At 67.7% G+C, this 26,444-nt stretch carries 28 protein-coding genes, 1 pseudogene and 1 riboswitch; of the genes and pseudogenes, 16 read left to right on the top strand and 13 right to left on the bottom strand.

The annotated features are described in order from the left end of the window. The first annotated feature begins 51 nt into the window (after positions 1 to 51). From ACIBO2_RS24910 to ACIBO2_RS24885, 6 genes are all read left to right on the top strand, one after another. Complete coding sequence (locus ACIBO2_RS24910; RefSeq protein WP_358545476.1) at positions 52 to 1,545, top strand: MFS transporter; 1,494 nt, start codon at positions 52 to 54, stop codon at positions 1,543 to 1,545. Further along, a complete protein-coding gene (locus ACIBO2_RS24905; protein ID WP_397299583.1) occupies positions 1,546 to 1,932 on the top strand; it encodes a VOC family protein in 387 nt (128 codons plus the stop codon). A gap of 108 nt (positions 1,933 to 2,040) precedes the next feature. Next, positions 2,041 to 2,556: a hypothetical protein gene (locus tag ACIBO2_RS24900; RefSeq protein ID WP_397299580.1), complete on the top strand. Its 516-nt coding sequence runs from the start codon at positions 2,041 to 2,043 to the stop codon at positions 2,554 to 2,556. A gap of 121 nt (positions 2,557 to 2,677) precedes the next feature. After that, the gene (locus tag ACIBO2_RS24895) at positions 2,678 to 3,139 is read left to right on the top strand and encodes a hypothetical protein (protein ID WP_358545470.1); all 462 of its coding nucleotides are present in this window, start codon (positions 2,678 to 2,680) and stop codon (positions 3,137 to 3,139) included. A 1,358-nt stretch (positions 3,140 to 4,497) separates the two neighbouring features. Continuing rightward, on the top strand, positions 4,498 to 4,833 hold the full coding sequence (locus tag ACIBO2_RS24890; protein ID WP_397299577.1) for a VOC family protein: 336 nt from the start codon (positions 4,498 to 4,500) through the stop codon (positions 4,831 to 4,833). 53 nt (positions 4,834 to 4,886) lie between these two features. After that, complete coding sequence (locus tag ACIBO2_RS24885; RefSeq protein WP_397299574.1) at positions 4,887 to 5,498, top strand: glyoxalase; 612 nt, start codon at positions 4,887 to 4,889, stop codon at positions 5,496 to 5,498. Positions 5,499 to 5,589: 91 nt separating this feature from the next. On the opposite strand, the gene ACIBO2_RS24880 is transcribed toward ACIBO2_RS24885, so the two are convergent. Further along, a complete protein-coding gene (locus ACIBO2_RS24880; protein WP_397299572.1) occupies positions 5,590 to 6,039 on the bottom strand; it encodes a hypothetical protein in 450 nt (149 codons plus the stop codon). Between ACIBO2_RS24880 and ACIBO2_RS24875 the strand changes: the two genes are divergently transcribed. From ACIBO2_RS24875 to ACIBO2_RS24865, 3 genes are all read left to right on the top strand, one after another. After that, positions 6,038 to 6,226 (top strand): hypothetical protein, encoded by a 189-nt coding sequence (locus ACIBO2_RS24875; RefSeq protein WP_397299569.1) that lies wholly within the window; start codon positions 6,038 to 6,040, stop codon positions 6,224 to 6,226. The genes ACIBO2_RS24880 and ACIBO2_RS24875 overlap by 2 nt on opposite strands. Before the next feature lie 210 nt (positions 6,227 to 6,436). Beyond that, complete coding sequence (locus ACIBO2_RS24870; protein ID WP_397299566.1) at positions 6,437 to 8,776, top strand: NACHT domain-containing protein; 2,340 nt, start codon at positions 6,437 to 6,439, stop codon at positions 8,774 to 8,776. Between the two features lie 90 nt (positions 8,777 to 8,866). Beyond that, positions 8,867 to 9,166 (top strand): hypothetical protein, encoded by a 300-nt coding sequence (locus ACIBO2_RS24865; RefSeq protein ID WP_397299564.1) that lies wholly within the window; start codon positions 8,867 to 8,869, stop codon positions 9,164 to 9,166. 1,212 nt (positions 9,167 to 10,378) lie between these two features. Here the strand turns inward: ACIBO2_RS24865 and ACIBO2_RS24860 are convergent. The 3 genes from ACIBO2_RS24860 to ACIBO2_RS24850 all read right to left on the bottom strand — a co-directional run bounded on the left by ACIBO2_RS24860 (position 10,379) and on the right by ACIBO2_RS24850 (position 12,695). Next, the gene (locus tag ACIBO2_RS24860) at positions 10,379 to 11,239 is read right to left on the bottom strand and encodes a hypothetical protein (protein ID WP_358545459.1); all 861 of its coding nucleotides are present in this window, start codon (positions 11,237 to 11,239) and stop codon (positions 10,379 to 10,381) included. Further along, on the bottom strand, positions 11,236 to 11,751 hold the full coding sequence (locus tag ACIBO2_RS24855; RefSeq protein WP_397299899.1) for an RNA polymerase sigma factor: 516 nt from the start codon (positions 11,749 to 11,751) through the stop codon (positions 11,236 to 11,238). Before ACIBO2_RS24855 ends, ACIBO2_RS24860 begins: the two co-directional genes overlap by 4 nt. Before the next feature lie 401 nt (positions 11,752 to 12,152). Then, positions 12,153 to 12,695 carry a DinB family protein gene (locus tag ACIBO2_RS24850; RefSeq protein WP_397299562.1) on the bottom strand — a complete coding sequence of 181 codons (543 nt, stop codon included), beginning with the start codon at positions 12,693 to 12,695 and terminating at the stop codon, positions 12,153 to 12,155. Positions 12,696 to 12,864: 169 nt separating this feature from the next. On the opposite strand from ACIBO2_RS24850, the gene ACIBO2_RS24845 reads away from it, so the two are divergent. Next, entirely contained in the window at positions 12,865 to 14,292 is a 1,428-nt protein-coding gene (locus tag ACIBO2_RS24845) for a serine/threonine-protein kinase (protein ID WP_358545456.1), read from the top strand. A gap of 15 nt (positions 14,293 to 14,307) precedes the next feature. On the opposite strand, the gene ACIBO2_RS24840 is transcribed toward ACIBO2_RS24845, so the two are convergent. After that, entirely contained in the window at positions 14,308 to 15,030 is a 723-nt protein-coding gene (locus tag ACIBO2_RS24840) for a TetR family transcriptional regulator (RefSeq protein WP_358545454.1), read from the bottom strand. 139 nt (positions 15,031 to 15,169) lie between these two features. Between ACIBO2_RS24840 and ACIBO2_RS24835 the strand changes: the two genes are divergently transcribed. Beyond that, entirely contained in the window at positions 15,170 to 15,526 is a 357-nt protein-coding gene (locus ACIBO2_RS24835; protein WP_358545453.1) for an antibiotic biosynthesis monooxygenase family protein, read from the top strand. 97 nt (positions 15,527 to 15,623) lie between these two features. Beyond that, positions 15,624 to 16,085, top strand: coding sequence for an anthrone oxygenase family protein (locus tag ACIBO2_RS24830; RefSeq protein ID WP_397299557.1), 462 nt, complete (start codon positions 15,624 to 15,626; stop codon positions 16,083 to 16,085). Between the two features lie 10 nt (positions 16,086 to 16,095). Here ACIBO2_RS24830 and ACIBO2_RS24825 read toward each other — a convergent pair whose 3' ends face one another. From ACIBO2_RS24825 to ACIBO2_RS24815, 3 genes and pseudogenes are all read right to left on the bottom strand, one after another. Further along, the gene (locus ACIBO2_RS24825) at positions 16,096 to 17,007 is read right to left on the bottom strand and encodes an SDR family NAD(P)-dependent oxidoreductase (RefSeq protein ID WP_397299554.1); all 912 of its coding nucleotides are present in this window, start codon (positions 17,005 to 17,007) and stop codon (positions 16,096 to 16,098) included. 49 nt (positions 17,008 to 17,056) lie between these two features. Further along, the gene (locus ACIBO2_RS24820; RefSeq protein ID WP_397299551.1) at positions 17,057 to 17,626 is read right to left on the bottom strand and encodes a TetR/AcrR family transcriptional regulator; all 570 of its coding nucleotides are present in this window, start codon (positions 17,624 to 17,626) and stop codon (positions 17,057 to 17,059) included. Between the two features lie 52 nt (positions 17,627 to 17,678). Then, positions 17,679 to 17,804, bottom strand: a pseudogene (locus ACIBO2_RS24815) (BTAD domain-containing putative transcriptional regulator); the annotation flags it as partial. A gap of 32 nt (positions 17,805 to 17,836) precedes the next feature. Here ACIBO2_RS24815 and ACIBO2_RS24810 point away from each other — a divergent pair. Further along, on the top strand, positions 17,837 to 18,313 hold the full coding sequence (locus ACIBO2_RS24810; protein WP_397299548.1) for a hypothetical protein: 477 nt from the start codon (positions 17,837 to 17,839) through the stop codon (positions 18,311 to 18,313). Here the strand turns inward: ACIBO2_RS24810 and ACIBO2_RS24805 are convergent. The 3 genes from ACIBO2_RS24805 to ACIBO2_RS24795 form a co-directional block, all read right to left on the bottom strand. Continuing rightward, positions 18,297 to 19,214: a hypothetical protein gene (locus ACIBO2_RS24805; RefSeq protein WP_358545447.1), complete on the bottom strand. Its 918-nt coding sequence runs from the start codon at positions 19,212 to 19,214 to the stop codon at positions 18,297 to 18,299. The genes ACIBO2_RS24810 and ACIBO2_RS24805 overlap by 17 nt on opposite strands. Positions 19,215 to 19,510: 296 nt before the next feature. Continuing rightward, complete coding sequence (locus ACIBO2_RS24800; protein WP_358545445.1) at positions 19,511 to 19,636, bottom strand: hypothetical protein; 126 nt, start codon at positions 19,634 to 19,636, stop codon at positions 19,511 to 19,513. A 42-nt stretch (positions 19,637 to 19,678) separates the two neighbouring features. Next, positions 19,679 to 20,086: a DUF4345 domain-containing protein gene (locus tag ACIBO2_RS24795; RefSeq protein WP_358545443.1), complete on the bottom strand. Its 408-nt coding sequence runs from the start codon at positions 20,084 to 20,086 to the stop codon at positions 19,679 to 19,681. 76 nt (positions 20,087 to 20,162) lie between these two features. On the opposite strand from ACIBO2_RS24795, the gene ACIBO2_RS24790 reads away from it, so the two are divergent. Next, on the top strand, positions 20,163 to 20,792 hold the full coding sequence (locus tag ACIBO2_RS24790; RefSeq protein WP_397299544.1) for a TetR/AcrR family transcriptional regulator: 630 nt from the start codon (positions 20,163 to 20,165) through the stop codon (positions 20,790 to 20,792). Positions 20,793 to 20,912: 120 nt separating this feature from the next. Continuing rightward, entirely contained in the window at positions 20,913 to 22,448 is a 1,536-nt protein-coding gene (locus tag ACIBO2_RS24785) for an alpha/beta fold hydrolase (protein WP_358545440.1), read from the top strand. 73 nt (positions 22,449 to 22,521) lie between these two features. On the opposite strand, the gene ACIBO2_RS24780 is transcribed toward ACIBO2_RS24785, so the two are convergent. Further along, complete coding sequence (locus ACIBO2_RS24780) at positions 22,522 to 23,049, bottom strand: hypothetical protein (RefSeq protein ID WP_358545438.1); 528 nt, start codon at positions 23,047 to 23,049, stop codon at positions 22,522 to 22,524. A gap of 373 nt (positions 23,050 to 23,422) precedes the next feature. Here ACIBO2_RS24780 and ACIBO2_RS24775 point away from each other — a divergent pair, with 373 nt between their 5' ends. Then, the gene (locus ACIBO2_RS24775; protein WP_358545436.1) at positions 23,423 to 24,220 is read left to right on the top strand and encodes a hypothetical protein; all 798 of its coding nucleotides are present in this window, start codon (positions 23,423 to 23,425) and stop codon (positions 24,218 to 24,220) included. 60 nt (positions 24,221 to 24,280) lie between these two features. On the opposite strand, the gene ACIBO2_RS24770 is transcribed toward ACIBO2_RS24775, so the two are convergent. Further along, positions 24,281 to 25,420 carry an RICIN domain-containing protein gene (locus tag ACIBO2_RS24770; protein ID WP_358545435.1) on the bottom strand — a complete coding sequence of 380 codons (1,140 nt, stop codon included), beginning with the start codon at positions 25,418 to 25,420 and terminating at the stop codon, positions 24,281 to 24,283. An 859-nt stretch (positions 25,421 to 26,279) separates the two neighbouring features. Then, positions 26,280 to 26,368, bottom strand: a riboswitch (SAM riboswitch). Positions 26,369 to 26,444: the final 76 nt, after the last annotated feature.

The following is a 26,444-nucleotide window of genomic DNA, read 5'->3' as shown; positions in this document are numbered from 1 at the left end:
TCCGGTTATGGTAGCCGGAGGATATCCCTTCGTTTATGAGAGGAGGATGCGATGACCGACGCACGTCCTACGGGTGAAACCCGGCCGCGAGGACGGCCGGAGCGTCGCTGGTTCGCGCTGGCCGTGATCGCCTCCGCACAGCTGATGACCGCGCTGGACGCCACGATCGTGAACATCGCGCTGCCCTCAGCCCAGCGGGCTCTGCAGTTCAGCGACGCGCAGCGGCAGTGGGTGGTGACCGCCTACACCGTGTGCTTCGCCGGCCTGCTTTTGTTCGGCGGACGGGTGGCCGATGCCGTCGGCCGGCGCCGATCCTTCCAGATCGGGCTCGCCGGATTCGGGCTTGCCTCGCTGCTCGCCGGGCTGGCGCCCACGCTGCCGGTCCTGGTCGCCGGGCGTGCCCTGCAAGGGGCGTTCGCCGCGCTGATCGCGCCGACTGTGCTGTCGCTGCTCGCGGTCACCTTCACCGACCAGCGGGAGCGTACCCGGGCGTTCGCCATCTACGGGGCGGTGGCCAGCAGTGGCGCGGCGGCCGGGCTGCTGGCGGGCGGCGTCCTCACCGCCTATCTCGACTGGCGATGGTGCTTGTTCGTCAACGTGGCCATCAGCGGTGCGGTGCTGGTCGTCGGCCGCTTGGTGCTGCCCGATCCACCCAGATTCGGTGCTGCCGGCCTTGACGCGGCCTCGGCCGTGCTGGTCACCGGTGGGCTCGCCGCCGTGGTGTTTGGATGCAGCCAGGCCGCCGCGGGTGGCTGGGCGCAGCCGAGCGTGTTCGGCGCGCTGCTGGGCGGACTGGCCATGGTGGCCGTGTTCGCCCTGCGGCAGGCACGGATTCCGGACCCCCTGCTCCCGCTGCGCATCCTCGCCGACCGCGGCCGCGCCAGCGCATATCTCGCCGTCGCCACCGCGGTCGTCGGGGCGTTCGGCATGTTCCTCATCCTGACCTTCCACCTGCAGGTGGTCCTGCACTACTCGCCTGTCCGCACCGGGCTGGCCGTGCTGCCGATGACGCTGGCGAACGCGCTCAGCGGCTACCAGCTGGGCAACCGGCTGATGGCGCGTCTGTCGCCTCGGATCCTGATCGCCGGCGGGCTGCTGGTCGCCGCGTCCGGGCTGGCCTTCATCACCCAGCTCACCCCCGACAGCGGGTACCTTGCGACCATCCTGCCCGCCCAGGTACTGATCGGGACCGGCATGGGCGCGCTGTTCCCGCCGGCCTTCCAGCTCGCCATCCACGGCGTCACCCAACAAGACGCGGGCGTCGCCTCCGCCGTGATCAACGCCGCCACCCAGGTCGGCAGCTCCATCGGCACAGCCATCCTGAACACGCTCGCGGTCACCGCCACCGCCACCTACCTCGCCACACACCGCACCGCCCCGAGCCTGCATCGAGCAGCGCTCGTCCACGGGTACTCGACCGCGACCGCCTGGGCCACCGGCTTACTCGCGGCCATGGCCGTGCTCATCTACCTCCTCATCCCCGTACGGCAACCCACCGAGCACAAGCAGACGACCCACGCACAGACCGCGAAAGAGGAAAGTTAAATGTCCATTCAGCTCAATCACACCATCGTCCCCGCCCGTGACAGGCATGCTTCCGCCGGGTTCCTCGGCGGCATCCTCGGCATACCTATCAGCGCTGACGTCGCCCGGTTCACCCCGCTCACCCTGAGCAACGGCGTCACCCTCGACTACATGAATCTCGCCGACAACCCCATGCAGCACTACGCGTTCCTGGTCTCCGAGGACACCTTCGACGCGACGTTCGAGCGGATTCGTGCGGCCGGCCTCACTTTCTGGGCCGATCCCCATCGTCAACAGGAGGGTGAGATCTACCGGTCCCGCACCGGCGGCCGCGGCGTCTATTTCTCTGACCCCGACGGGCACCTTATGGAAATACTCACCCGCGATCTGACCGGCCGGGCGATCTAGTGGCCTGTCACGCAACCTTGGACAGGCCAGCCGCCCCGCACGGATAACAAGCCTGTGAGCAGGGCAGACTCACCCCTGTCGGGTCCTCTTGCGGGGAGGAGACCACAGATGGACCAGAACAAGGTGACGGAGTTCCTGGGCAGGGCCGTGAGCGACCTGGGGGCGACCGAGGCGGCGGGCTCCGTCGTGATCGGTCACCGACTCGGCCTGTATCGCGCCCTCGCCGAGGGGCCCGCGACTCCCGAGGAGTTCGCCGAGCGCACCAGGTGCCACCCGCGCTACTTCACCGAATGGCTGAGTGGGCAGGCCGCCGGCGGGTACGTCGGCTACGACGCGGCGACGGGCCGGTTCTCGCAAGTAGTCGGTCTCGTACTTCGAGGCGTCGAATGGTGCATCTGGGCCAGCCACGTCGTCCCCCGCCACGCCGGAGGACCGCGACGGGCTACGCGCCGCTCGCCGCGCAGCCGCTGCGGCGTGACGGTTGTAGGCCGTGCGGGCACGCTCGAACTCGGCCTGCTTGGGTTTGAGCTTCGCGAACTCTGCGGAAATCTGTTCCAGCATCACGGTGCGCTCGGCGACGATGTCGCGCAGTTCCGCGCGCACTGCCTTTCTCCTCCGGGCTGACCTTGGATTCCTTGCCGCTCTGAGTCTCCCGTCTCGGCGCCCTCAACAGATCCTCAACGTCGACTCAACATGCACCGGCCTACTCTCCCGTGGAGCGCTTGACCACGAAAGGGAAGGCAGCATGATGAGAAAGCTTACGTACACCATCGTCGCCGGCGCGATCGCCACAGGTCTTCTCGCCCCAGCGGCGGCCCAGGCTTCCACCAGCGAGCTCACGCTCGCGCCAGCGAGGACCTCGGTCGGTGCGAACGCCGAAGCATCGGCCGCCCGCTGGTTCACTCTCTGGTCCGGGAAGACCAAGGGCAAAAGGCTGGTAGGTCCGGGTCGGAAGAATAAGGCCCGCGTCCTGCAAGCCGTCGTCCAGTGCTGGAGTGGGGGTGACGGCACGCGGGCGACGGTGCGGTTCGAGCGCAGGCGCTTGGGCGTCTATTACGGGGCGAGTAAGCCTCGTACCTATGCCTGCGATGGCGTGAAGAGGTACTACCGCGTCTCCTCTGCGAGGGTCGGTACCGTCTACCGCACTTCCATCTGGCTCCAGGGCAAGTCCCATACTGTGAGGGCGTGGATGCAGAACTACGGCTGACGGTCGGGCCACCGGCCGGACGAAGCCGACCATGCTCACAACATGGCGGAGCCCGCCGACATCGCGGCGGGCTCCAGCGCTGATCTATCGGATGTAGCACATGGTCTGACACGAGCGCCCCGGACACCTCGTCATACAGGTCGCTCTCGTCGGTCGGCCACTCCGGATACGTGGCGTCGGCGTCACCCCAGATGGCCAGACGGATCGCACCATCCGCGTCCAGGCCGGGACGTTCCTCCAGGAGCGTGGCCACCTGATCGAGCGTGTCGGCCACCTGAGCCCAGGCAGTCACCGCTCCTCACCATCCACCCGCTCATGAGAGCACTGCCCCTGCGGACCGCCATCGTACGCACGGTTGCAAGGAGGGTCGCTGTACCACTCAGGGATCTCGTCGGTCGCCGGGTGCGGGCCGTCTGGTACGCCAACGACCTGGTCGTCTACGACGGAAACACGGAGATCGCACGGCACGAACGGCTGACCGCCAAAGGCGGGGAACGGCTGGTCCTGGACCACTACCTGGAGGACCCTGACTGCGCGGCGGCTGGCTCATCTGCGGCCCGACACCCGGCCGCTGCCCTCGCCCGCCCCCCTACGATCAGCTTCTTGGCCGCAGAACCGGCCGCATCAGCGGGGAGACCAAATGGCGACGGTCGCTAAGGGGAAGTGGATCTTGTACGTCGTCGTCTCGCGGAGTTGCTCACCCAGATGAGACCCGCGCCTCCAGCCATGAGGAAGGCTGCGATGATCCCCATCTGCAGCCGTCGGGTTGGACATCGAGGATTGAACTCTTCGGAGTAGCCGTCGTTCAAAAAAGCGCTTCCGCAGGTTAAGACGCTGTGACCGTCGAAGCCCCAAGGATTTGGATAGAGGCCGACGACTACCCCGGCTGCTATCGCGACCGCCCCGAGAACGCCGACAGCCCACCAGATCCTGATCATCGTTCCATGATGGAGGAACGGTTGAACCGCGGCAGGGCCATCGGAGCAAGGCAGAGGTCGGCCAGCGCTGCCGCGGATCTCCCCATTCACGTCGGGCGTCTTCTTCGGCACTGAGGCCGTGGATCATCGCCACGGCGGCCGCCGCCGGGCGGAGGAGCGACCGGGCGGGGCTGCCTGCACGCCACCACACGTCGAGCGCTCGCCAGGTCGGCGGCGGCGCCGGTGCTGGGCGAGCGCCCCAGTTTGCCGCATCCCCTCCGCGCTCCCATCCGCAATGACCACCGCGCGCGATCCGTGCCGTCGATCCGTGCCGTCGATCCGTGGTGTCGATCCGTGATGGGTCCCGTGGTCGCCACGGATGCGGACCAGCCAGGGCGGGAGAAAAGCTGTGAATACCTACACGCGACTACAGGAGTGACCATGATCAAGACCGTGCTGCACCCCGTGTCCGACCTGGCCAAGGCCAAGGCGGTGTACGCCGCCCTGCTCGGCGTCCCGCCGCAGACCGACTCGTCCTACTACGTCGGCTTCGACGCCGAGGGCCAGCACATCGGACTGGTGCCGGGCGGCGGACCGCAGGACATGACCTCGCCGGTGGCCTACTGGCACGTGCCGGACATCGAGGCGAAGCTGGCCGAGGTGGTCGCCGCGGGGGCCACCGTCAAGGAGGCCGCGCACGAGGTCGGTGGCGGCCGCCGGGTGGCCACCGTCATCGACCCCGACGGCAACGTCCTCGGTCTCCTACAGGACCGGTGAGCACCGACCTGTGCCTGTCGCCAATCGGCCCCACCTCGCTCAAAGGACCTGCCATGACCTCGTTCAAATCCGTCACCCTGGAAGTTCCCGACCCCACGGCCGCGGACGCCTTCTATCAAGTCTTCGGTTTGGGGGCCTTCGTGAACGTGCGCGCCTCCGACGCGCCGACGACCGGCTTCCGTGGCTTCGCGCTGTCCCTCGTGGTGGCCCAGCCGGGCAACGTCGACGCCCTTGTCGGCGCCGCCCTCGATGTCGGCGCCACGACGCTGAAGCCGGCCACGAAGGGGTTCTGGGGCTACGGCGGCGTCGTACGCGCCCCGGACGGGACGATCTGCAAGATCGCGTCCTCGGCGAAGAAGGACACCGGCCCTGCCACCCGGGACATCGATCAGGTCGCGCTCCTGCTGGGCGTGGCGGACGTCAAAGCGAGCAAGCGCTTCTACGTCGACCGCGGCTTGGCGGTGGCCAAGAGCTTCGGCGGCAAGTACGTCGAGTTCGACACCCCGTCGTCGGCCGTCACGCTGGCGCTCTACCCGCGCCGCGCCCTCGCCAAGGACGCCGGTGTCTCTCAGGAGGGCACAGGATCGCACCGGATCGCCATCGGCGGCGACGCCGGGCCCTTCACCGACCCTGACGGGTTCGTCTGGGAGACCGCATCCGTCTGAGGCATCATGAACTGTCCCATCATGCCTACAAGCGCCGCAGGGCCACTCGGTGTCTCTCGCCGCTACCGGGTGTCAGTGAGGCGGAAGACACTCAGCATGTCGGAGTAGCGCGGGTCGCTGCCCGAAGGGTAGAAGGACGCCTCGGCGCCCACCCAGCCGTGGAAGCCGCCGACGACGGCTGGGCGTACGTCAGGCACCAGGTCGTCGTCGTGCACGTGCGATAGGCCGTGTTGGTGAACACCTGCCCGGTCGAGGTGGTCACGTTCTCCTTCGTCCAGGACGCGAGATCCTGCTTGAGCGTCCCGGGGAAGGCCTGCACGGTGCTCATCGCCCGGCGCGTGGACAGCGCCGCGTTGCTGCCGTAGCCGTAGGCGTGGGTGGCGAGGGTGTTGTACTTGCTTTCCAGCCGGACGAGCGTGCCGTCGCTGTTGGGTCGCAGGTACCACTGTTCGGACCAGGTCTGGGCGATGTTCCACGTGATGTTCAGGACGTCGCCGGCGACGCTGAAGGTCCCGGTGCGCGATTCGGGCGGGGAGTCCATGTACCCGCCCGCTGTAAGCACCTCGCAGTGGCGGGCACGGGTGTGGCCGACCGCGCCGCTGACGGTCGAGCAGCTGTCGAGGTCGGGTGTGGTGCCGGTGCCCTCGCGGGCGGCGGGCGCGTTCTGCCACCACAGGTACGTGCGCGCCGTGACGGTGCCGTCTCTTCTTCTCGGCTTTCGGTCGTGACCCTTATTCGACTGGTCTACCTGAGCGTGACGAACATCAACCCGGCTCCGGCCCCCAACCACCGCGCTGGAGCAGTTGCGTACGCCTGGACGAGCAGTCCGGTGAAGCCCACGGAGAGGATCAGCGTGATCGGCGAATATAGCGGATGGTATCTGATCGACCTCTTTACGTAATCGCCGCTCCTGCCTACAGTGCCGCAGGGGTGGGTGCATGGGAACTGGCTTGCGCGGTGGCCGCCGGGTGCGGTGGACGGTGACGTGGCTGGGAATGACCGCCGTCGCGGGCGCCGGTGCGCTGGCTACTGTGACGCTCGGCGCGGACACGGGTGAGCGGGTGGTCGCGGTGCTCGGGCTGGCCGTGGCCGTCCTGGCCATCGGGGCGCCCTGGGCGTGGCGCCGGACCGTGGCGCCGGTCGCGACGAGTGCCGCGCAGCTCGATGCCGCCGCCGAGGCGCTGGCGTACCTCGTCCGAGAGCAGTGGAGCGCTGAGGCGACGCTGCGTCGGCTGTACGAGCCCTGGCCGCTGTCCATCGTCTGGACGGCCCGCGAGGACGCCGGCTCAGCTCAGGAGGGTGTCAGGTACCAGGGCGCTGAGGCGGTCGCGGCGGCCTGGGCGGGGTCGCCGGCTCGGCGCCTGGTCCTTCTCGGTGACGCGGGTGCCGGGAAGAGCGCCTGCGCGCTGCAGCTCACTTTGGCGCTGCTCGACGATGAGCGGGTGACGCAGGTGCCCGTTCTGGTGTCCGCCACCGGCTTCCGGCCCGAGAGCGAGACGCCGGTGGAATGGCTGGCCCGGCGGCTGCGGCGCGACTACCCCCTGCTGGCCGATATCGAGCGGTTCGGGCCGCGGGTCGCCGAGGATCTGCTGACCGCGTACCGGGTGGTGCCCGTCATCGATGGCCTCGACGAGTTGCCCGCGCCACGCCTGGAGGCGGTGTTGCGGGCGCTGGTCGTGGCGGGCGACCCGCGCGCACCTCTCGTTGTCGCCTGCCGTACCGCCGAGTTCAGGGCCGCCGCCGCTCGGTGCGGGATGCTGCCGCGTGCCGCTGTGCTCGTACCCTCGCCGGTGACGGTGACCGACGCTGTCCGGCTGCTCACGCACGCCGACCCGGCCGGTCGGGAGGCGTGGCGGCGCGTCGCCGTTCGGTTGCGGGCCGATCCCGCGCAGCCGCTGGCCGTCGTGCTCGCCCGGCCGCTCGGTGTCGCCCTCGTACGGTCCCTGTACGCCCACGACCCCGCCCCGCTCCTCGACCGCGATCGGTTCCCCGACGCGGCGGCCCTTGAGGAACATCTGCTCGACGCCTTCGTACCCGCGCTGTACGAGCGGGCGGCCGCACAGGCGCCGCGCATGCGCCATCGTGACCCCGAACGCGCCGAACGGTACCTGCGCTTCCTGAGCGAGCAGCTCCAGCAACGCGGGACGACCGACTTCGCCTGGTGGCACCTGCGCGACTGGACGCGGCTGACCCGGTCACGCTTATCCGTACGGGCCCTGGCCGGCGCGATCACCGGCCTGGCGATCCTGCCTACGGTGATGCGGACGAGTCGGCAATTCGCCGACATCGACGGCGATGACTGGCGGCACATCGCGGCGGCCAAGGTGCTGGCGGCCGTGCTGTTCCTGCCGGCGCTGCTGACCACGTCCGAGTGGTTCACGCGGCGGTGCCCGTCGCGGTCCGGGGCGCTGCGGACGATGCTGCCGGCGGTCGGCGTCGCGTCCCTGGTGCCCGTGGCCATTGTGTTGGTGGAGCACCTGCTGTTCATGGGGCTGTCGCCGCTCGTGATGATCCTCTCCGAGACGGGCATTCTGGCCTACTACGTGGGCCTCGCGCTGCCCGTCGTGGTGGTCGTCGGGCTTCCGGTCATGCCGACGGAGCCGCGGCGCGGGCGCTTCTCCTTCCGGGAGTGGAGACGGCGGCTGGGTGGCGCCTGTGCGCGCTTCGTCTCCGCGGGTGTGCTTGTGGCTGTGGCCATCCAGCTTGGCTCGATGGCGGTGTACTGCGTTCAGGCCCGTGCGGAAGTCCAGCTCAGTACGTCCTGCGCCAGGAGCGTGGCCATGGTGCCGCTGATCGCGGGCGCCGTGACGGGGCTGCTCGCCGCCGCGGCCTGGTGGTACGAGCGGGCGGGTGGCCCTCCGGTCTCGAGCCCGCGCCGGTCGATCCGTACCGACAGAACGCTTGGGCTCGGATCCGCGCTGGCGGGCTCGCTGCTGATCAACCTGGACGGTGCCGCGACGATCCTGCTGCCCACTCCGATGGCCGCCCACCTCGACGCCCAGGACATCACCAGGATGCTGCTCACCGACTGGTTGACGATCTTCGGGCCGACTGGTGCGCTGATCGCCCTGTCCGCTACCTCCTGGCCGTACTACTCGCTCGCTCGGCTGCGCTTCGCCGTGAGCGGGCGGCTTCCCTGGCGGCTTCAGGCGTTCCTGGCGGATGCCCATCGGTTGGGCGTGCTGCGGCAGGCGGGCGCGATGTACCAGTTCCGGCACGCCACCCTCCAGCAACGCCTCGCTTGCCCTCTGACCACCGGCATCGGTGAGAGTGGGTGAGGACGTGGTCGGTTTTCCCCTTTGTGATCAAGATGCTCCATGCTGTTGACCTTGCCAAGCGGTGGTGATGGGCAGTTGGGGTGATGGGGCGTGAAGAGGCGGAGCATAGCCTTCCTTTTGACGGTGGCATTGGCGGCCGTGCCGACGCTCAGCACCTCCGCTCCACCAAGCTGCCAGGTGCGGCCACTCACAGATGCCGAGGCCGAGAACCTCGCTGTGCAGATGCCGTTCCTGGGGGAAATACCGAAAGAGGAAGAGCTCCTGCCCAGCGCGGATCCGTCAGCAGTGGAGTCCGGCGGCTACATGCCTGATGTGAAGGCAGGGACTGTGGCACCCTTCGGCGTTGAGATCGTGGAGCCGCCGGGCTGTCCCGAGATCAGCGATCAATGATCCCCTTGCTCGCTTCCTGGCCGAGTTCATCACCACTCGTCGGTCTGCCACCTCCGGTAGATCGTCGCGCGCACTCAGCAGGCGCTTGCCGAAGCCTGGCAGTACGAGGGCGTGCGCATACTCCCAGGCTTCGGCTACGTCGAGGCCGAGCCGGTCTCGACGACCCGGCATCCAGGGGTCTAAATGGTGACGCAAGGGAGCCCTATGGTGTGCCAGACGCCGAAATTGTCTCTATACCATCCTTCTACGCAGTACGTCCCTCGCTGAAATGGTCCGTACCATTTAGTTTCCGTTGGCGGTGTACCAGAACAGTTTGGCAATTCAGGTGTGTTGAAATCGAAGCCAGGGCCCCAGAAATGGAAGTGGGACTGAATCCAGCAGTAATTCCAGCGCCATGATGCCTTGACCATGCCGGTCGTCGCGCTGTTGGGCCCTGCTTCGATGCATACGTAGTTACTACATCCGTCCGCCATGATCGCTGACTGCCCTATGGAGGAGGAGGTCGCTCGCGGAGTGGCAGTCGCCGACGAGGATGCAGGTAGGGTCATCATCGCGATGCCCATCAGCGTCATTACGAGGCAGGTGATCGTTCGCCGGATTTGCATGTCTGCTCCCAGAGTCGCAGGTCAATGTGTGATCGATCCGTGAAAACGCGGTGTCACCATCGACTCTCCCCGGCCGCGATCGAGGCTGCCGCTCGAGGCCCGGGTGTCTGAGGGCGAAGCCTGTTACCCTCTCCGGGCATCAGCAACTCGGGTCGGTAGGCGGCACCCTTGAATAAGGGTCGCATTCCCGTCTAGGGGTCGACGAGGGCACTCGCCGGACATTTACCGGACATTGCGCACCTGCGGGCCGACCCTCTACGCCTGGTGTGACACCCTGTGCGCAGGACTTCAGACATCCGTGCAGATGACTTCGAAAATCGACACTCGCGACACCGTTTGTTGAGGGGTGGTCGACAGCGCGGATCGACCTACCGCCCGCTCCGCGAGCTGCTTCGGCTTCAGGGCCGTGTGGTGCGATTCTTACCAGCGGGCTCGGCATTCCCGCAGCGTTCCATTCCGACTTCGCCGACGCTGTCCGTTAGGGGATCCCAGGACCGGATCTACATCAACCGCGGCTTCTCCGGCGCCACCCGCCGCAACCGCAGCTCGCGTTGAGTGGCGGGTGACCAGCCGTTTCGTACTAGCGAGCGCTCACCGGTTCGTAACTTCAGAATCCGGGCGGTGGAGTCGCGCCTGCCCCTGGCTCGACGTGCAGCGTGATCACGCCGTCGTTGTAGGTTTCGGCTGTCGCCACTTTCCAACTCGAATCGATACGGGAAGCGGGCACGCCCTGCTCGAAGCGGACGCCCTTGTCCCCGCCCCGGAGCGGCCAGTCGAGCTCGTAAGCCACCTTCAGGTCGTGCTCGCGTACGACCTGAACCGCCTCGGCCACTGAACGTCCCTGAAGCTTCACTCCGGCCAGCGCTTCACCTGGCCAGCTCGCATCGGCAGGGTAGGCGTACTTCTCGCCGGGCTTCGCCGGGCGGCCTAGGTGGAACTCCGCGGACCCCTTGATGTCAGCGGTGACGCCGAAGGCCGTCAGGCACCCTTCGACACGCTCGCCACAGTTGGACAGAGTGGACGACATGCGGGCGTCGGGATCGGTCTTGTCGAACCCGACGACGGGCTCGCGCTGCTGCGGCGAGACGGGGATCAGCTTGACCGTGATGTTGTCCAGTCCGGCCTTTCGGAAGGCCTTCTCCAACTCGGCTGGATCGGGATCGCCGTCAGTGATGTAGAAGTTGTACCAGTCACCGTCGCGGTCAATGGTCACGGCCTGGCTGGCGTACACCTGCTCGGCCCCCTTGAAGAGGGAGGGCACGACGACAAAGCCTCCAGCCAGGACAACCGCGGCGGCCAGGCCCAGCAACGCGCGCCGGGGTGACGGCGTGAGGCGCCGCCGGGCCGGCTCCTGCTCCAGCAGGACGATCTCCGCCAGCAGCGCGTCCGCCCCCGCGGTGGACGCGCGGCCGGCCAGGTCCTCGTCCAGCACCCTGGCCCGGTTCTTGAAGATCTGGTCGTTGTTCACCGTGACTCCTTCTCGATGAGGGGCCGCGCTTCGAGGCGGGGCATGGATGGGCGGGTCTTCTCCAGCGCCTTGGCGAAGCGCTTGCGGGCCCGGTGCAGGCGTATGCGGGCGGCGTTGCGTGAGCAGCCCAGCACTGCGGCGATCTCCGCGGGGTCGAGTTCCTCCCAGACGGATAAGGCCAGCAGCTCGCGATCATCGTCGGAGAGCATGTTCATGGCCTCGCCCACTTCGTCAGTCCCCGTCTGAGGAGAGGGCAGGGCGTAGAGGACTTCAACCTCGGCCGTGAGTTCGGTGTGCCGGGTGGCTCTGCGCCGTTCGCCACGACGGTGATTGGCCAGGACCCGCCGGGCCACGCCGTACAGCCAGAGCCTGCCGGCCTCGCCACGCGGAAGTTCCGTTATCCGCCGCCACGCGACCACGTAGGTCTCGGCCACGACATCGGCCGCGTCCTCGGGATTGGAACATCGCCGCATGGCGTAACCAAGGATCTGTTCATGCGTTTGCCGGTACATGGCTTCGAACCGGTGCCGGCTACTCGTTTCATCCACGCGTCATCCTCATCCGACCCTCCGAACGCTTTTGGGTTTCGTTCTCTACGTGTCCGCGAGCGTCGGCAGAATTTCAGGTCGGCGCAGAAACCCTGAGGAGTCGAGAACGCCTCGGTCGCCGCCGCGGTTGATGCCCGGCCGAACACCACCAAGCAGATCGCGCCGGCTCTCGTGCGACTACGCAGCTTTCGTGTCCCTGAGCAGGCCGTGCAGGACTTCCTCTCCGCGCCTCCTCCAGCCGGTCGGCGTGCGCCTGGATCATCGGGCTGGCGGGGATGTCGGCCAGCCAGGGGCCTCGCCCCAAAAGGCCGATCCTGGTGGCCGGTGGTCGTGGTGAGTGGGAAAGGCAGCAGGTGGCGGCGCGGTCAGAGTCCTACTGCTCCGTCGATCTGTTCCCGAAGCAGGTCCGCGTGGCCATTGTGTCGCGCGTACTCCTCGACCATGTGCATCAGTACCCAGCGCAATGACACGGGTCCTTCTCCAGGTTCATCCCCGGCGACTTCGAGATCCGGCGCCGCGTCGACGAAACGGTCCGCGAACGCGATCTCCGCCTGCCACGCTTGCCACGCCTCGGCAACCATTTGCGCGTCCGCGTTCGCCACAGCAAATGCGTCGTGGGGGGCGAACAGGGGTGGGAGCTCCTGTCCAGTCATCACCCGGCGGAACCAGAAGCGCTCGGACTCGGCCGCGTGCCGCACGAGGCCCAGGAGCGACAACGCGGATCGGCCTACTGCCCGCTCCGCGAGCTGCTTCGGCTCCAGGCCGGCGCACTTGTGTGTCAGGGTTTCCCGATGCCAGCGCAGGAATGCCACCAACGTCGTACGCTCATCCGCTTGCGATGGCCGTTTGGCGCGGGAATTGCCGTCACTCTGGACGAACGGAGGGCTCGACATCCCGTCATCATTCACCACCACAGGCTCGCGTGCTGCCTACCCGGCGGTCCAGGCTGGGAGAACTGGGCGAGCACGAGCGCACTTCCGACCTCTGCCTGGCACAGCCCCTTTTCCTGCTGAGTAGCCTCCTCCAACACCTAGAACGACCTTCGGTCTGACAAAGCCTGTAATAAGGTCCTGGATCATGCCCGAGCCTCTCTATCCGGATGACCCACCAGCAATCGGCCCATATCGGCTGATTGGCCGCCTGGGAGCCGGCGGGCAGGGTGTCGTTTACCTGGGCCAGGCCAGGGACGGGCGGTACGTGGCGGTCAAGGTGCTGCATGACGCGGTCTCCGACCAGGTGCTCGAGCGGTTCGCCAAGGAAGTGGCCGCCGCCCGGCGGGTCGAGCCGTTCTGCGTCGCCCAGGTGCTTGACGCCTCCTTCGAGGGCCGGCGGCCGTACATCGTCACTGAGTTCGTCGAAGGACTCTCGCTGCAGCAGGCCGGCGTGCACCACGGCCCCGCGCTCCACCGGATGGCGGTGTCCACCGCGACGGCGCTCGCCGCCGTTCACCGGGCCGGAATCGTGCACCGCGACTTCAAACCGGCCAACGTGCTGCTCGCCAAGGACGGGCCCCGCGTCATCGATTTCGGCATCGCCCGCGACACCGAGGCATCCCTCACCGTCACCAGCAGCATCGTCGGCACCCCCTCCTACATGGCGCCGGAACAACTCGGCGGCCACTACACCGGACCCGCCACCGACGTGTTCGCCTGGGGTTCGGTGATGGTCTACGCCGCCACCGGCCGCCCGCCCTTCGGCGTCGACCACCTGCCCGCCGTCATCTCGCGCATCCTGTACGCCGCCCCCGACCTCGGTGACATGGCCGAACCCCTGCGCTCCATCGTCACCAGCTGCCTGGCGAAGGAACCGTCCCGCCGCCCCACTATGCAGGACGTGCTGCTCCAGCTGCTGGGGCAGCAGCGCGTACGGCCGATCGCCCCCTCCGAACTGGTCGCGGACACCAGGCCCACGGTCCGTTCGACGCCCCTGCGCACCGGCCTGCTCGTCGGCGGCACCGCCGTCGTCGTCACCTCCGTCACCGTCACGGTGACCCTGCTGCTCGGTCTTCCGGGGGGAGGCTCGAACCGAGCCGCGGACGGCGCCACGAGCTCACCGGTCGCCGAAGCCTCCGAGTCTCAGGGGAAACAGGCACAGGATCCCTCGACGAGTACCCCCAAGAAGTCTTCCAAGAGTTCCCCCACAAGGCCTTCTCCTACGAATCCCACAAGGTCCCCCACCGAGTCCACGCCGCCCCCGGCCAATTCGACGCCGGAGGCCATCGTGTTCGGCAGCCTGGTCGCGCAGGGCAGCAAGCGCGGAACCTGCTACGAGAGCGGCGTCCGCGTCCGGTTCCGAGGGAGGATCCTCGACGACGTCGAACCGATAGGGCACCGCTGGGTGCTCGACGGTCGTGAGATGGGCATGACCACCAGCTACAGCCCCAAGGGGCCCTTCGAGGTCGTCACCCGGGAAGGTTTCACCGAACCCGGCACCCACACGGCCACCTTCTGGCTTCTCAGGCCGGGCACGCGGCGCTCCAGGACCATATCGATCAAGGTCTGCTGACGGACGCGACCATTCTTACCGGGAACGAACGGCAGAGCCGCCCTCCGTCGCATTGCCCAACCCTGCCAGTCCGGTGTCGATGAGTCGGGCCGCGCTGTGCACGTCGGCGATGACGGCGTGGCGGACTTCTTCGGGCGGGTGTTCGCCGTTGAGGTTCCGGCGCAACGCGTTGAACTGGACGCGCCAGAGCCCGAGCAGAGCGGTGGCGGCGATCTGGCACAGCGGATCGTCACTGCCGCGCCCGGTTCGGGCGGCCAGCGCCTCCGCCGCGACCGTGACGAGTTGCTCGGTCATTTCCCGGTGGTACGCGCGCAGTGAAGGCGTGGAAAGGATCAGCGCGTTGAAATCCTGGATTCTCGCGCTGGCCTGAGCCAGGTCTGGTTGCCCGCCCAGCCAGGACACCAGGGCGTCCAGTTCGCCGGCCAGGATGTCCAGCGCCGCGTCGGTGGGGGTTCGGTCGGTTCGTGCCAGCCCGGTGCGCAGCGCGGCCATCGTCGCTTCGGGGAGATCGAGGATCAACGCCTCCTTGCTGGGGAAGTAGTTGAAGACGGTCTTCTCGGACACCCCGCACGCCTCGGCGATCTCGGTGACGCGCACCGCGTCGAATCCGCGCTCCAGGAACATCGCGGTGGCGGTGTCGGTCAGCTGCTGGCGCATGAGCCGCTTCTTACGCTCCCGCAGCCCCTCCACCACGCCGGACCTGTCGGGCGCCTGCCAGTCCACGGTGGTTGAGCTCATGCCCCGAACTTTAGTTACTGCGACTGCAATCTTCCAGTCGCCGAAAGTAGTTCCGGCTACAGCCTTGCGGCTATAAGTTCAGTCACCGTAATCTTTCAGCGTCAGTAGAATCGCGGCCGAAGACTTTTGGAGTTGTCTCGTGAGTGAACCCCTCGTCCTGATCAACCTCTTCTCGATGCCCGCCGAGATGGTCGACGACTTCGTCGGCGGGTGGGAGGCGAGCATCGCCGCGGCGAAGAACGCCCCAGGCTTCCGCGGCACCCGCCTGCACCGGTCCCTCGACCCCGACGCCCCATATCCCGTGGTCAACATCGCCCGATGGGACAGCGTCGAGGACTGGCAGGCCGCGTTCGACAAGTACTTCTCCGGCCCCGGCCGGAGCGACGACGCCGGGCGGGTGGACGGCGGTTGGGACGCGGTGTCCGCGCACCCGACGCTGTATTCGGTCGCGCATGTGACGCCGGATCCGACCGCCTCTTCGGATGCGCACTCGTGACGGCGTCGGACGAACTGTTCGCGGAGACCGTGGCGGAGTGGAAACAACTGGCCCCGGACAGCTGCCGCGTCGAACCGCTCACCTCTGACGGTGCGGCATGAGCAGTGGCGTGGTGCAGTACAGCGGCCTGTTCCTGCTCGGCGTTCTCGCGGGTGAGGAGCTGATCGTCCGCTACGGCGTCCATCCCGTACTGTCCAGCCTGGACGACCGTGCGCATCTGCTCGCGCGGCAAGCCCTCATACGCCGTCTGCGGGTGATGGTGCCGATCGTGATGCTCCCGGCAGCGGCGCTCGCCCTGGTCGGGCTGGCCACCGTCACCGGTCCCGGCCTGGCGCTGCGGTGGGCGGCCGTGATCGCGATGGTGGTGTTCCTGCTGTTGTCGTTCCTGGGTACGGTGCCGATCAACATCAAGGTCAACGACTGGCGGGTGGATGCTCCACCGGCCGACTGGAAGGCCGTGATAGACCGCTGGGCGTGGATCGACGTGCTTCGATCGACTGCGGCGACCGCCGCGTTCCTGTTCGCGGTACTCGCCGTCGCATACGGTACGGCGAGCTGACCCGCCGGCTTCAGGTCAACGCCGTCGAGAGCAGAGCGCGCGTCTCTGCGACGACGCGGTCCTGAAACCGCGGGTCACGCACCTGCGTCGAGCCGAGCATCGGCTTGCCCCGCTCGTCGTAGTAGACGCCGGTCTCTCGCGACTCGTTCAGCAGGGCGTTCGTGGTGACCTTCGCGGCCCGCGCCGGAGTGCTCCAGTACCTGATGAACGGGGCGAGCGACCCCAGGACGTACTTCCCGAGCAGGCGCAGGAAGACGTTCGCGTCGCGCGAGAGGCCCGTGGCCGGACTGAAGCCCGGTTCGACGGCGTTGAAACGCAGTCGCGGAGTCTCGCGCGCGAACGCCATCACCGTCGCCAGGTTGCTCTGCTTCGATGTCGCGTAGGCGTCGCCGCCGGGAAGGGTGGAACCACCGGGCTTCCATTCGCCCCGCGCGCTCGCCTCGGCGGAGATGTAGCGACCACCTCGGAACCCGGCGATCACGGCGGGTCTCCGCTCGGGATCTTCGACGCCGGAGCAGAGGAACACCACGTTCGCGCCGTCGGGGAGATGCGGCATGAGCGCCTCGGTCAACACGAACGGGCCGAGGTGGTTCGTGGCGAACGTCGTGTCCCAGCCCTGAGCGTTCTTCGTGGCGCGCATCTCATGGATGCCCGCGTTGTTGACCAGGCCCGCGATCGGAAGATCGAGCGCGATGATCTCCGCGGCCGCGCGCCGTACGCTCGTGAGATCCGACAGGTCGCACACGACCGCCACCGCGTGCCGGCCCGCGCGCTCGATCGTCTCCCGCACCTTGCCGAGCTTTCCTTGGTCGCGGCCCACCAGGACGACCGTGCCGTGCTTCGCCAGCTCGAGAGCCGTGCGGTGGCCGATGCCCGAGGTCGGGCCGGTGATGATGTACGCCTTGCGCTCTGTCTTCGTCATGTGCCCTCCTTAATTGTCTGTCTAGTCAGTCATTTGTCTTCAAAAAAAATCAGCAGCCCAACATCCGGCACAGGGCGTCGAACCCGATCCTGCGGTGTTCGTCGGCGTTGTCGGGGTCGTTGACCATGAAGTCCATCGTCGCTTCGGCGAGTGAGTCCATGATCGCGCCGGTGAAATCCATCGACGCGTCCCGCATTGGCCCGTGGGCGCGCACCCGTTCGAGAATTCCCGCGACTTCTGCCATCGCCTGATGAGAGGCGGTACGGGTCTCCTGGGTGATGTCGTCGGAGACGCCCAGCAGGGCGAGAGCCCGCCTCTCGTCGGGGTTCGACGTTGCCCAGCGCGTCCAGTTCGACCACATACGAGAAAGCTGCTCGCGCGGCGGGGCCTCTGCCGAGAATCCGGCCAGCGAGGCGTTGGCCATCCCGGTTTTCAGCTCAAGGTAGAGGTGGTTGAAGAGCTCGGTTTTTGTCGAGAAGTAGGTGAACAGCGAGCCGTTCGAGATGCCTGCTTCTCGCGCGATGACCGCCGTCGGCGCGCTGAGGCCCTGCGCGACAATGACGCGAGTCGCCGCTGCCATCAGCGCGTCCCTCTTGTCTTTGCTCTTCGGCCGGGCCATGGTTGAAGGTTATAAATGAGTGGCCAGTCAGTCAAGCGGTAACTGATTGAGCCTAGGCAGCGGGATCGGTGGTGAGGATTCGGTGGTGGAGCTCCCGGATGGTCGTCCCCGGCTCCAGTCCCTGTTCGGAGATCAGCGCCGCGCGCAACCCGGTGTACACCGACAGGGCTTCGGCCTGCCGTCCCGATCCGCGAGGAGTCCGTACGCCGGTTGCTGGAGTGGTACCTCACCATCGACGACCCGCTCGTGCTGCAGGACGAGCACGAGAACATGATGACGGGCACCCGCCACGCCGCGGAGCACGGCATGGACGCCGCCTGGCGGCTGCCCGCGGCGCTCGCCCAGCCACTGCGACTGCGCCACTGCCTGACCGACACCGCCGAACTGCACACCCTGGCCGCCACCGCCGCCGAGCGGGCCGGCCGGCACGTGCGGCCGCCGTCGCCCACCACAACCTCGGCGCCGTCCTGGAGCACCTGGGCCGCCGTCTCGGGCGGGAGGAGGAGGCGCGCACGCATTTCGCCGCGGCGCTGCGCATCCGCTCCGGCATCGGCGACCGCAGGGGCCTCGCCGAAATCCACCGGGATCTCGGCGAGGCCCTCGCCGACCAGGGCGACGCCACCGCCGACCACCATCTGGCCGCCGCAGCTCTTCGAGGAGCTGGGCGTGATCACACCGGGACGATGAGCCCGACCGAGAGGAGATCGGCCACACCGAGCCCCAGCTGGTCGTCTGTACCGGGTTCGGCCGCCTGGCGGTACCGGTCGCGCAGCGACGACAGGTCCCTGCCGTCGCACAGGGCGTAGATCAGCCATGCGTGTTCGTTCAGCCATTGGAAGCTCGGCGCGCCGGGTGTGACGGCCACCAGCTCACGCTGCTCAGGGATCGGGCAGACCTGAACCGGCTGTGCCTGGCGGTAGCCCCGTACCGCCAACTCCACCTCCGTGCGTGGGCGGGCCTCGACGGGCGGCGATTCGGGCAGGATTCCCGGCGCGAGGGGGGCCACGGCGCCGATCAGCCAGTCGACGAACCGCCTGCCGCTCGCCGTCAGCATCCCGCCGTACGTTTGCGAGGCCTGCTGGGCGAGATAGGTTACGCGTTCGACCGTGGTGGTGTACTCACCGCTCCCGGCCGCCTGACTGCCGGGCGTGGCCTGATCGACGAAGTCGGTCGCGGGCGGCTCTCCGTACCTGGCGCACAGGTCCGGGCCGGCGCCGGTCGCGGCCGCGCGGAACAGCAGCAGGTGAGCGTAGACGTGCATGGCGAACAGCACCCGCGTCAGCGTCCACGACTTCACCCGCCAGGGGATCGGGATCAGCTGGTCCGGATCGGCGGCCATGGACCCGGTGCGCAGGATGTCGAACAACTTCAAGTGCAGGCCCTCGTGGAACAGCGTCACGCCGGCGCCTGCGTGAGGCAGCAGCTCGGCGAGCAGTTCGGCGCCCCGGCTGAGCCCGGCCAGCATGTCGGCGTCGGGACGTACTCGAACGCCGGAGCCGTTTTTCGAGAGCGTACCGGCGAGCAGTTCTTCCAGGCGGGCGGCCAGCACCCGTTCCGGCTCGGAGTGCGGTTCGAGGTCGGTCCACACCCATGAGACGGCATTGCCGGGCCATGGACGAAGACCGGCCGGAGCTCGGCGTCCTCTGCCTGGCACAACCGCTCCAGCCGGTCGGCGGCGTGTGGGTGGTGGCGGGCCAGTACGCCGAGACCCAGGCGGTAGCGAGCCAGGTTCCTGACCTCGATCGCCTCGGCGCTGCCGAACCGGGGATCCGAGCCGAGTGTCAGGTCGATGCGGGCCGTGAGATCGGTGTCCAAGACGTCGCCTCCATTCACTGGTGGGGGACCGGCGGCCGGATGTCCCGCCGCCGGTCGGCTAGCTCTCCGTTACTGGGCGCGGGGCGAGGAGAACGGCGGGTACCACGCGCGCTCGTGCACGGCGTCGGTGGCCACGCTGGGGGCGGTGTTGTCTGCCAGCGGGAACTGCGGCAATTCCACGGTCTGAGTCGGCATGCTGTTTCCCTTCGTACGTTGGATCACTTGCCGCTCTTGAACCTACGAAGCGAGGGTGTGGGCCCGGTGTGGCGGCACCCGCTCCTCCGCGTCGGCCAGCCAGAAGAAGACCGGCGGCAGGCTGAGCTCGATCACCGTCAGCGCGATCTGGAACCACTGCGGCCATCCGTACACGGCGAGCGAGAGCAGCCGGCCCACGCCGCCCAGTAGGAAGACGCCGGCCAGCCACCGCACCGCCCGAGCCGGGATCGGACGCTGTCGCGCGGCCCAGAGCCAGGCCAGCCCGTAGCCGGCGAAGCTGGCCCCCATGAACCGGCCCCAGCTGTCGATCGTCGGGCCGGCGGAACCGGCGCCGGGGATCGCCGTGTTGCCGAGCGCCACGTGGAACAGGCCGATCGCGACGCTGGTCCAGCCCATCAGCTGTGTGAGTACGCGGAGAACCCTGGCCATGATCCCTCCAAGCTTAGTTGACATGTGTCTACTAGATTGAGCGCGCTAGTAGACTCATGTCAACTAAGCTTCTCGTGTGCCACCCCGCCAGCGACTCACCCCTGCCGACCGCCGCGCCCAACTTCTCGCCGTCGGCGCCCGGCTCTTCGCCGCGCACCCGTACGCCGACGTGCTGATGGAGGAGGTCGCCGAAGAGGCCGGCGTCTCCCGGGCCCTGCTCTACCGTCACTTCCCCAGCAAGCACGCCCTCTTCGCGGCCATCTACCAGCAGGCGGCCGACCAGCTGCTCGCCGAGACGCGGCTCGACCCCGCCGACTCCCTGGTGGAGCAGCTCATCCAGGGCATGGACGTCCATCTCGACTACTTCGTGGCGAACCGCCACGCCGTCCTCGCCGCGAACCGGGTCCTCGCGGGCGACCCGGTGATCCAGACGATCATGACGAACGAGCTGGACGCGCTCCGTGCGCGGCTGCTGGCCGTACTCCCGCTCGCGGACGAGAGCGCCCGCGAGGCTGTGTCCGGCGTCCTGAAGAGCTGGCTGGTTTTCGTCCAGGTGCTCTGCGTCGACTGGCTCACCCACCCGACATGTACTCGCACCCAGCTGCGCGATGTCTGCGTCGGCGCGGTTCTCGGCGCCCTCCGGCCGCTGCTCGCCGAGGACCCCGCCCCCGACTGGCCGCGACAAGGGCCCGCCGCGGGTGCCTAGGGCCGACTTTGTGCCAATTTATGAGTGCAAGTCCCAACAAAGTCCCGCACGCGCCATGATCGAGGCTGGCCGCACGCTCGTTAAACGGGGGGCGTGCAGGTCGACCACGATTGGAGCAACGTGCGAAGAAAGACGACTCTGCTCGCTACCGCGCTTTTAGCACTGGCGGCGCTTCTGCCTGTTCCCGCGGCCGGCGCGGCGACCGAGCCGGAAGCCGTAGGACAGAGCAGCATCACCTGGGCGCCCTGTGAGGAGGAACCCAGTGCCGAGTGCGGCAAGCTGACCGTCCCCATCGACTGGTCCAAGCCGAACGGCGAGAGCATCGACCTGGCCATCGCCCGGCGCAAGGCCACCGACCAGGCGGCTCGGGTCGGCTCCCTGGTGATCAATCCCGGCGGCCCGGGCGGGTCGGGCGTCGAGGCCGTGTACGGCGCTCCCGACTCCTACACCGAGGAGCTGCAGAAGCGTTTCGACATCGTCGGCTTCGACCCCCGGGGCGTGGGCCGCAGTCACCCGGTGATCTGCTCGGCCTCGGTGTACAACCAGATGCCGCACACCGTCATGTCGAGCCAGGCCGACTACAACGCCTGGGACGCCTTCACCAAGAAGCTGCACCAGGACTGCCGGGCACGCACCGGCCCCTTGTACGACCACGTCGACTCGCGCAACGTCGCGCGCGACATGGACGCCCTGCGCGCCGCCCTCGGCGAGGAGAAGCTGACCTACTACGGCATCTCGTACGGGACGCTGATCGGCCAGATGTACGCCGAGATGTTCCCGAACCGGATCAGGGCCCTCGCGCTCGACAGCAACATGGACCACAGTCTCGGCGTCGCGGGCTTCCTCAGCACCGAGGCGATCGCCATCGAGGACGCCTTCGACCAGTTCGTGGGCTGGTGCGAGGCCGACACCAGCTGCATCCTGCACGGGCGTGACGTCCGAAAGATGTGGAGTGACCTGCGGGCCAAGGCCCGGCGCGGCGAGCTGTACTACCCGAGCGCCCCGGACCGCCCGATGACCGAGCTGCAGGTCATCTACAACGCGGCGCTCGGCACCGAGGGGCCCGACTGGCGCCTGCTGAGCGAGGTCATCAACTGGCTGAGCGGCGGCCCAGAGCCGTCGTGGGTGCCGCCGCTGCCGGGTCGGGGTCCCGTGGAGGGCGACACCGCCGAGCTGCCCACCCGGATCCTCTGCCAGGACTACAACCTCCGGGTGCGGAACTATGCCGAGTACGCCTTCTACATGGGCATTTCCAAGCGGTTGGCGCCCGACGTGCGGTACCACCCGTACCCGATCGACGACCTGCCCATCTGCCTCAACTCCACGCCGACCAACCCGCCGCACCGGCTGAAGTACACGGGCGACGCGCCGATCCTGCTGGGGAACTCGCTGCATGATCCCGCGACGCCGTACATGTGGTCCGCCAACGCGGCGCGGCAACTCGGTCCGAAGGCGGTGCTGCTCACCTACGAGGGCTGGGGGCACCGCATCTACGGCAAGGACAAGTGCCAGACGGACATCATCGACCAGTACCTGATCGCTCTGACCGTGCCTCCGCCCGGCACCCGCTGCGCCGTGGGCACGCCTGAGGAGAGCCTGCGCAAGCAGCAGCAGTCGCCACAGAAGACGTGGCCCACGGACAAACAGCACTGGTAGATAAACGCAGAGCCGCCGGACCACGGCACACGCCGCGGTCCGGCGGTTTTCTCATGCGGGGGGTGGGACCTCGTCACCTTCCCTGGCGGGCGGCCTTGCCACCGGCGCCGAAGAACAAGACGGTCGCGGCCAGACCCAGCACGACGACGAGCACGTCGGCGACCAGCGTGAGAGTGGGCAGGGTGATGAACAGGCCCACCAGCTTGAACAGGACAGAGACGATGAGGATGATGGTGGCGAAGATCCGGACGGCGCCGCCGCCGCGCAGCGCCAGCCAGGCGAGCAGGACGAGCACGAGCGACCAGAAGATCGTGCTGTAGGCGAGCCCGGAGTAGATCATCTGGAGCGACTCGAACCGGTCGCTGTGGATGTCGACCTCGTCGAGGCTCACGGGGGCAGAGCCCCCGTCCGAATTCGCGGCGATCTGTTCTTTGATCGCCGCTGCGCCGGAGACGAGGAGTCCGATGGCGCTGATCACGTTGAGCGCCGCGGCGGCGATGGCCGCGTACACCGCCCGGGTTAAGTTCGCCGGCCTCTCGGGGGCCTTGGCGGCGCGCCGGGCTTCGAAGTCGGCGGGTGCCTGGTGTTCGTACATGGCCATGCGGACCTCTTTCAGGAACGTTGTGCGTCTTGACGACGCGGTGATTGCCGACCTGTGTCAGGCACTCCGCGATCGTTAATGCCGCGCGCATTTCGAACGGCCCTGAGAGGTATAGCAGATTCGCCCGGTCTCTGAGAGTGACGGCGAATTCTCGAACCGATCGCGATAGCAATCCGCTCCGTTCGATCGGCGGCGGAAAGCGGCTTTTCTGGTGGCTATCACATCGCTCACCTGCGACGGAAGGCGGGCGGAAGAAAAACGGAAGAGCGGTACTTTAATGTCCTGCGACGTCAGCCGGGCTCATATCGCCAACCGCGATAATCACGTACTGCCAAACAGAACGTGCGGCTCATGGTCGAATTAGGCGGCGGAGATGCGGGATATATCGCAGCCGTCGCACGTGTCCGAGGCCCGGCTGCGGGGCCGCTGGATGGCTTCCACGGTGGCGGTGAACGCGAACGGGACGCTCGTCGCGGTCGGCGCCAGCGACACCACCGACGACGCCGAGGGCACGGGGCACAGCCGCGTGTTCGTCTGGGACGTGCCGCACCACACATGGATGCGCTCCGTCGAGACCGGGAACCTGTCGGAGGTCGTGTTCCGGCCGGGTCGCCCGATGATGATCCCGGTGACCAACTCGGGGAACCACCTGATCGACCTCTCCACCGGCCAGCCGATGGGCCCCGCGTTCGGCCCGGGAGGCCTGAACGGCAGGCTGCGGACGATGGCCTTCAGTCCTGACGGAGCGATCCTCGCCACCGGGGACGAGTCGGGCAGGCTCGCGTTCTGGGACGTGGCCACGGGCGGCAAGCGCGGCCCGACTTTCCGGGCGAATCCCAACGACGGCGTCGGGATCACCCAGATCGTCTTCTCCCCCAAGGGCGACGTGGCCGCGTCCATCGGCGCAGGACAGGTTCAGCTCTGGGACGTCGCCACGCCACGCAAGCTCGGACCGTCGATGGCGGTGGACGAGGACCGCTTCGTGTCAGCCGCGTTCGGATCAGGTGGCGTGATGCTGCACACCCTCGACGGCACAGGCGTGCTGCGCGACATGTCCGTCGGGCCCGAGGCGACGGCCGCCACGATCTGCGCCCGCGCCGGGCGGGGACTGACGCGGGCCGACTGGCAGCGGTATCTGCCCGGCGTGCCGTACCGGGAGAGCTGCCCGTGATCGTTGGGCCGGCCCGTTCCCGATCGAGCGGGGACGGGCCGGTCGTACGTCTGGCCGAGGTCAGCTCAGGAAGCTGCCGTACGGACCGGACAGGATCTGGTTCTTCTGGCTCTGGTTGAAATGCGTGTTCGGGTAGTCGTAGAACGACGCGGACATCGGTGTCCCGTCGGTGGACGAGGAGTCGGGCAGGCCGAAGGCATGGCCGAGTTCGTGGACCATACCGCCGTACCAGCGGTTCATCGGGCCGTTGACGCCCGCGGCGCCATCGGCGTCGTGCTGGTTCAGGATCACCCAGCCACCTCCGCCACCGCCGCCCGCGCCGTTGCCTTCCGCGCTGATCTCACCCACGTTGATCCAGCGCGGGTCGGGTGCCCTCAGGTTGAGCTTCCTGAGGAGTTCTTGTTGCATGTTGAAGACGGTCCACCAGTACGGGTCGCTCCCGTTGGGGGTGGTCTCGTACCAGTTCTTCACGTGGTCGCCGTTGACGACCTCCACCACGGGGTTGTTGAGGGTGAAGGTCTTGCCCAGCTCCTGCTTGTAGTAGCGCTGCGCCTCCCGCAGGACATTGGCGATGCCGTCCGGCCACCGCTGGTCGAAGGCCACGTCGGATGGCTTCAGCCAGTACACCCGGATTGTCTTCTCCGGGGGTGTGGTGGGGTTGCCGCCACCGCTGGTGTAGTTCGGCAACCGCCAGGTCCGTGAGGACACCGCGTCGCAGGACAACTGCACGAGCCCGGTGTTGGCGGCCGACGAACCGCCCGCGGGGACGACGCACTTGCTGGAGTGCACGGCCTGGAGCCTGAAGGTCTTGTCGGTGGCGCTGACCGTCACCAGGCGGAACTTCTGGTTGTTGGCGCCTGAGCAGTTCCACTGGATGACCGTGGCGTTGTCGGCGGTGGACGCGCCGTAGACGTCCACGCATCTGCCGCTGGTCGACGTGCCGACGGTGTACTGGTCGGTGGTGCCGCTCACCGGGGTGAAGGTGAAGTTCTGGTTGCCGCCACCGTTACAGGACGCCTGCGTGAGCTGGACGCCGTTGGTGGTGGAGCTGTTGGGGAGGGTCAGGCAGTTGGCGCCGTTCTGGTTGACGGCTGTCGAGGTGAATGTCGTGGCGGCGTTGGCGGGTGCGGCGCCGACCATCGTGATCACGAAGACCAGGGCGGTGGTCAGCGAGGTAAGGGCGGCGGCTAATCGTTTCATCGACACGCGTCCTCCGAGTCCTGAGAGCGAGGGCAGGCCTGTGGATACGATGACGCGCGAAAAGGTTTTCGGCAAGATCTTGTGAACGTTACAGAGAGAGCGACGAGGACAGCAGGTCACGGGGGTGACAGCACTACGTACGCCATTGCGGCTTGCGAAATGCTTTTCGGTAAATGCCGCGAGATCGGGCCGGTTGCCCCGCGACTGGACGCGCCCGCCCGTCTTATGACGGCGAGAAAAGAAGGCCGGTGGGTGTCCACCGGCCTTCTGCTCCTTACCTACTGATCCTTAGCGGGGAGTCGGGCACCAGGCCCAGTCCTCGGCCTGCTCGACGTAGCGGTCGAACACGTCGGCGAACCAACAGGGACGCACGCACCGGACTGGTCTCGATCCGCCTAGAGCACGAGCCCGTACTCGATGGCCGTGGCGGCGGAGGCCGCGGCCTGTACGGCTGCGACGGTGACCAGCGCTACTGCGAGCATGATCACAAATCTGAGGGCAGTACGCATGCGAGTTCCCTTCAGCTGTCGGTTGGCGGATTTCCTCTCTTCTACCTCTTCGACGCGGGGCGGAGCCGGGATGGCCCGGTCCGGCCGTCCGCGCTCGGGAAGTTGGGCCCGTAAGGCTTATACGAGGTGGTCCAGATCGACCGTCGTCGCGGTCTTGAAGTCGGCTTGCCTGGCGGCCGACGCGGACCGCCGTACGCTCAAGGCGCAAGCCCGAAGCTATCCGGCGCTCACGGTGGTGAGGCGAGCACGTAGTGCCGACTTCACGGCCGGCCATTCAGCGGCGACCATGGAGAACATGGCCGAATCTCGCAACCTCCCCGCTTCGCCGGGTGCCCACGAGCATGGGACCCTCCTCATCGTTCCTGGCGTTGGCACCTTGCCCTTGGGCAGGTTGCCGGACCGTCGGCGGGCCAGGTCCCTCGGATCCTCTGGATGATCTCGGTGGAGAGATCCTGCCTCAGCGCGAGGACGGCGTCAAACGTCGATGGTGAGCTGCGTGGAGCCGAGGGTTGCCG

It is taken from the genome of Nonomuraea sp. NPDC050022 (assembly GCF_044460705.1).
Lineage (GTDB): Bacteria > Actinomycetota > Actinomycetes > Streptosporangiales > Streptosporangiaceae > Nonomuraea.
The sequence above is the reverse complement of the archived record's forward strand: the minus strand, read 5'-3'. Positions and strand labels throughout refer to the sequence as shown.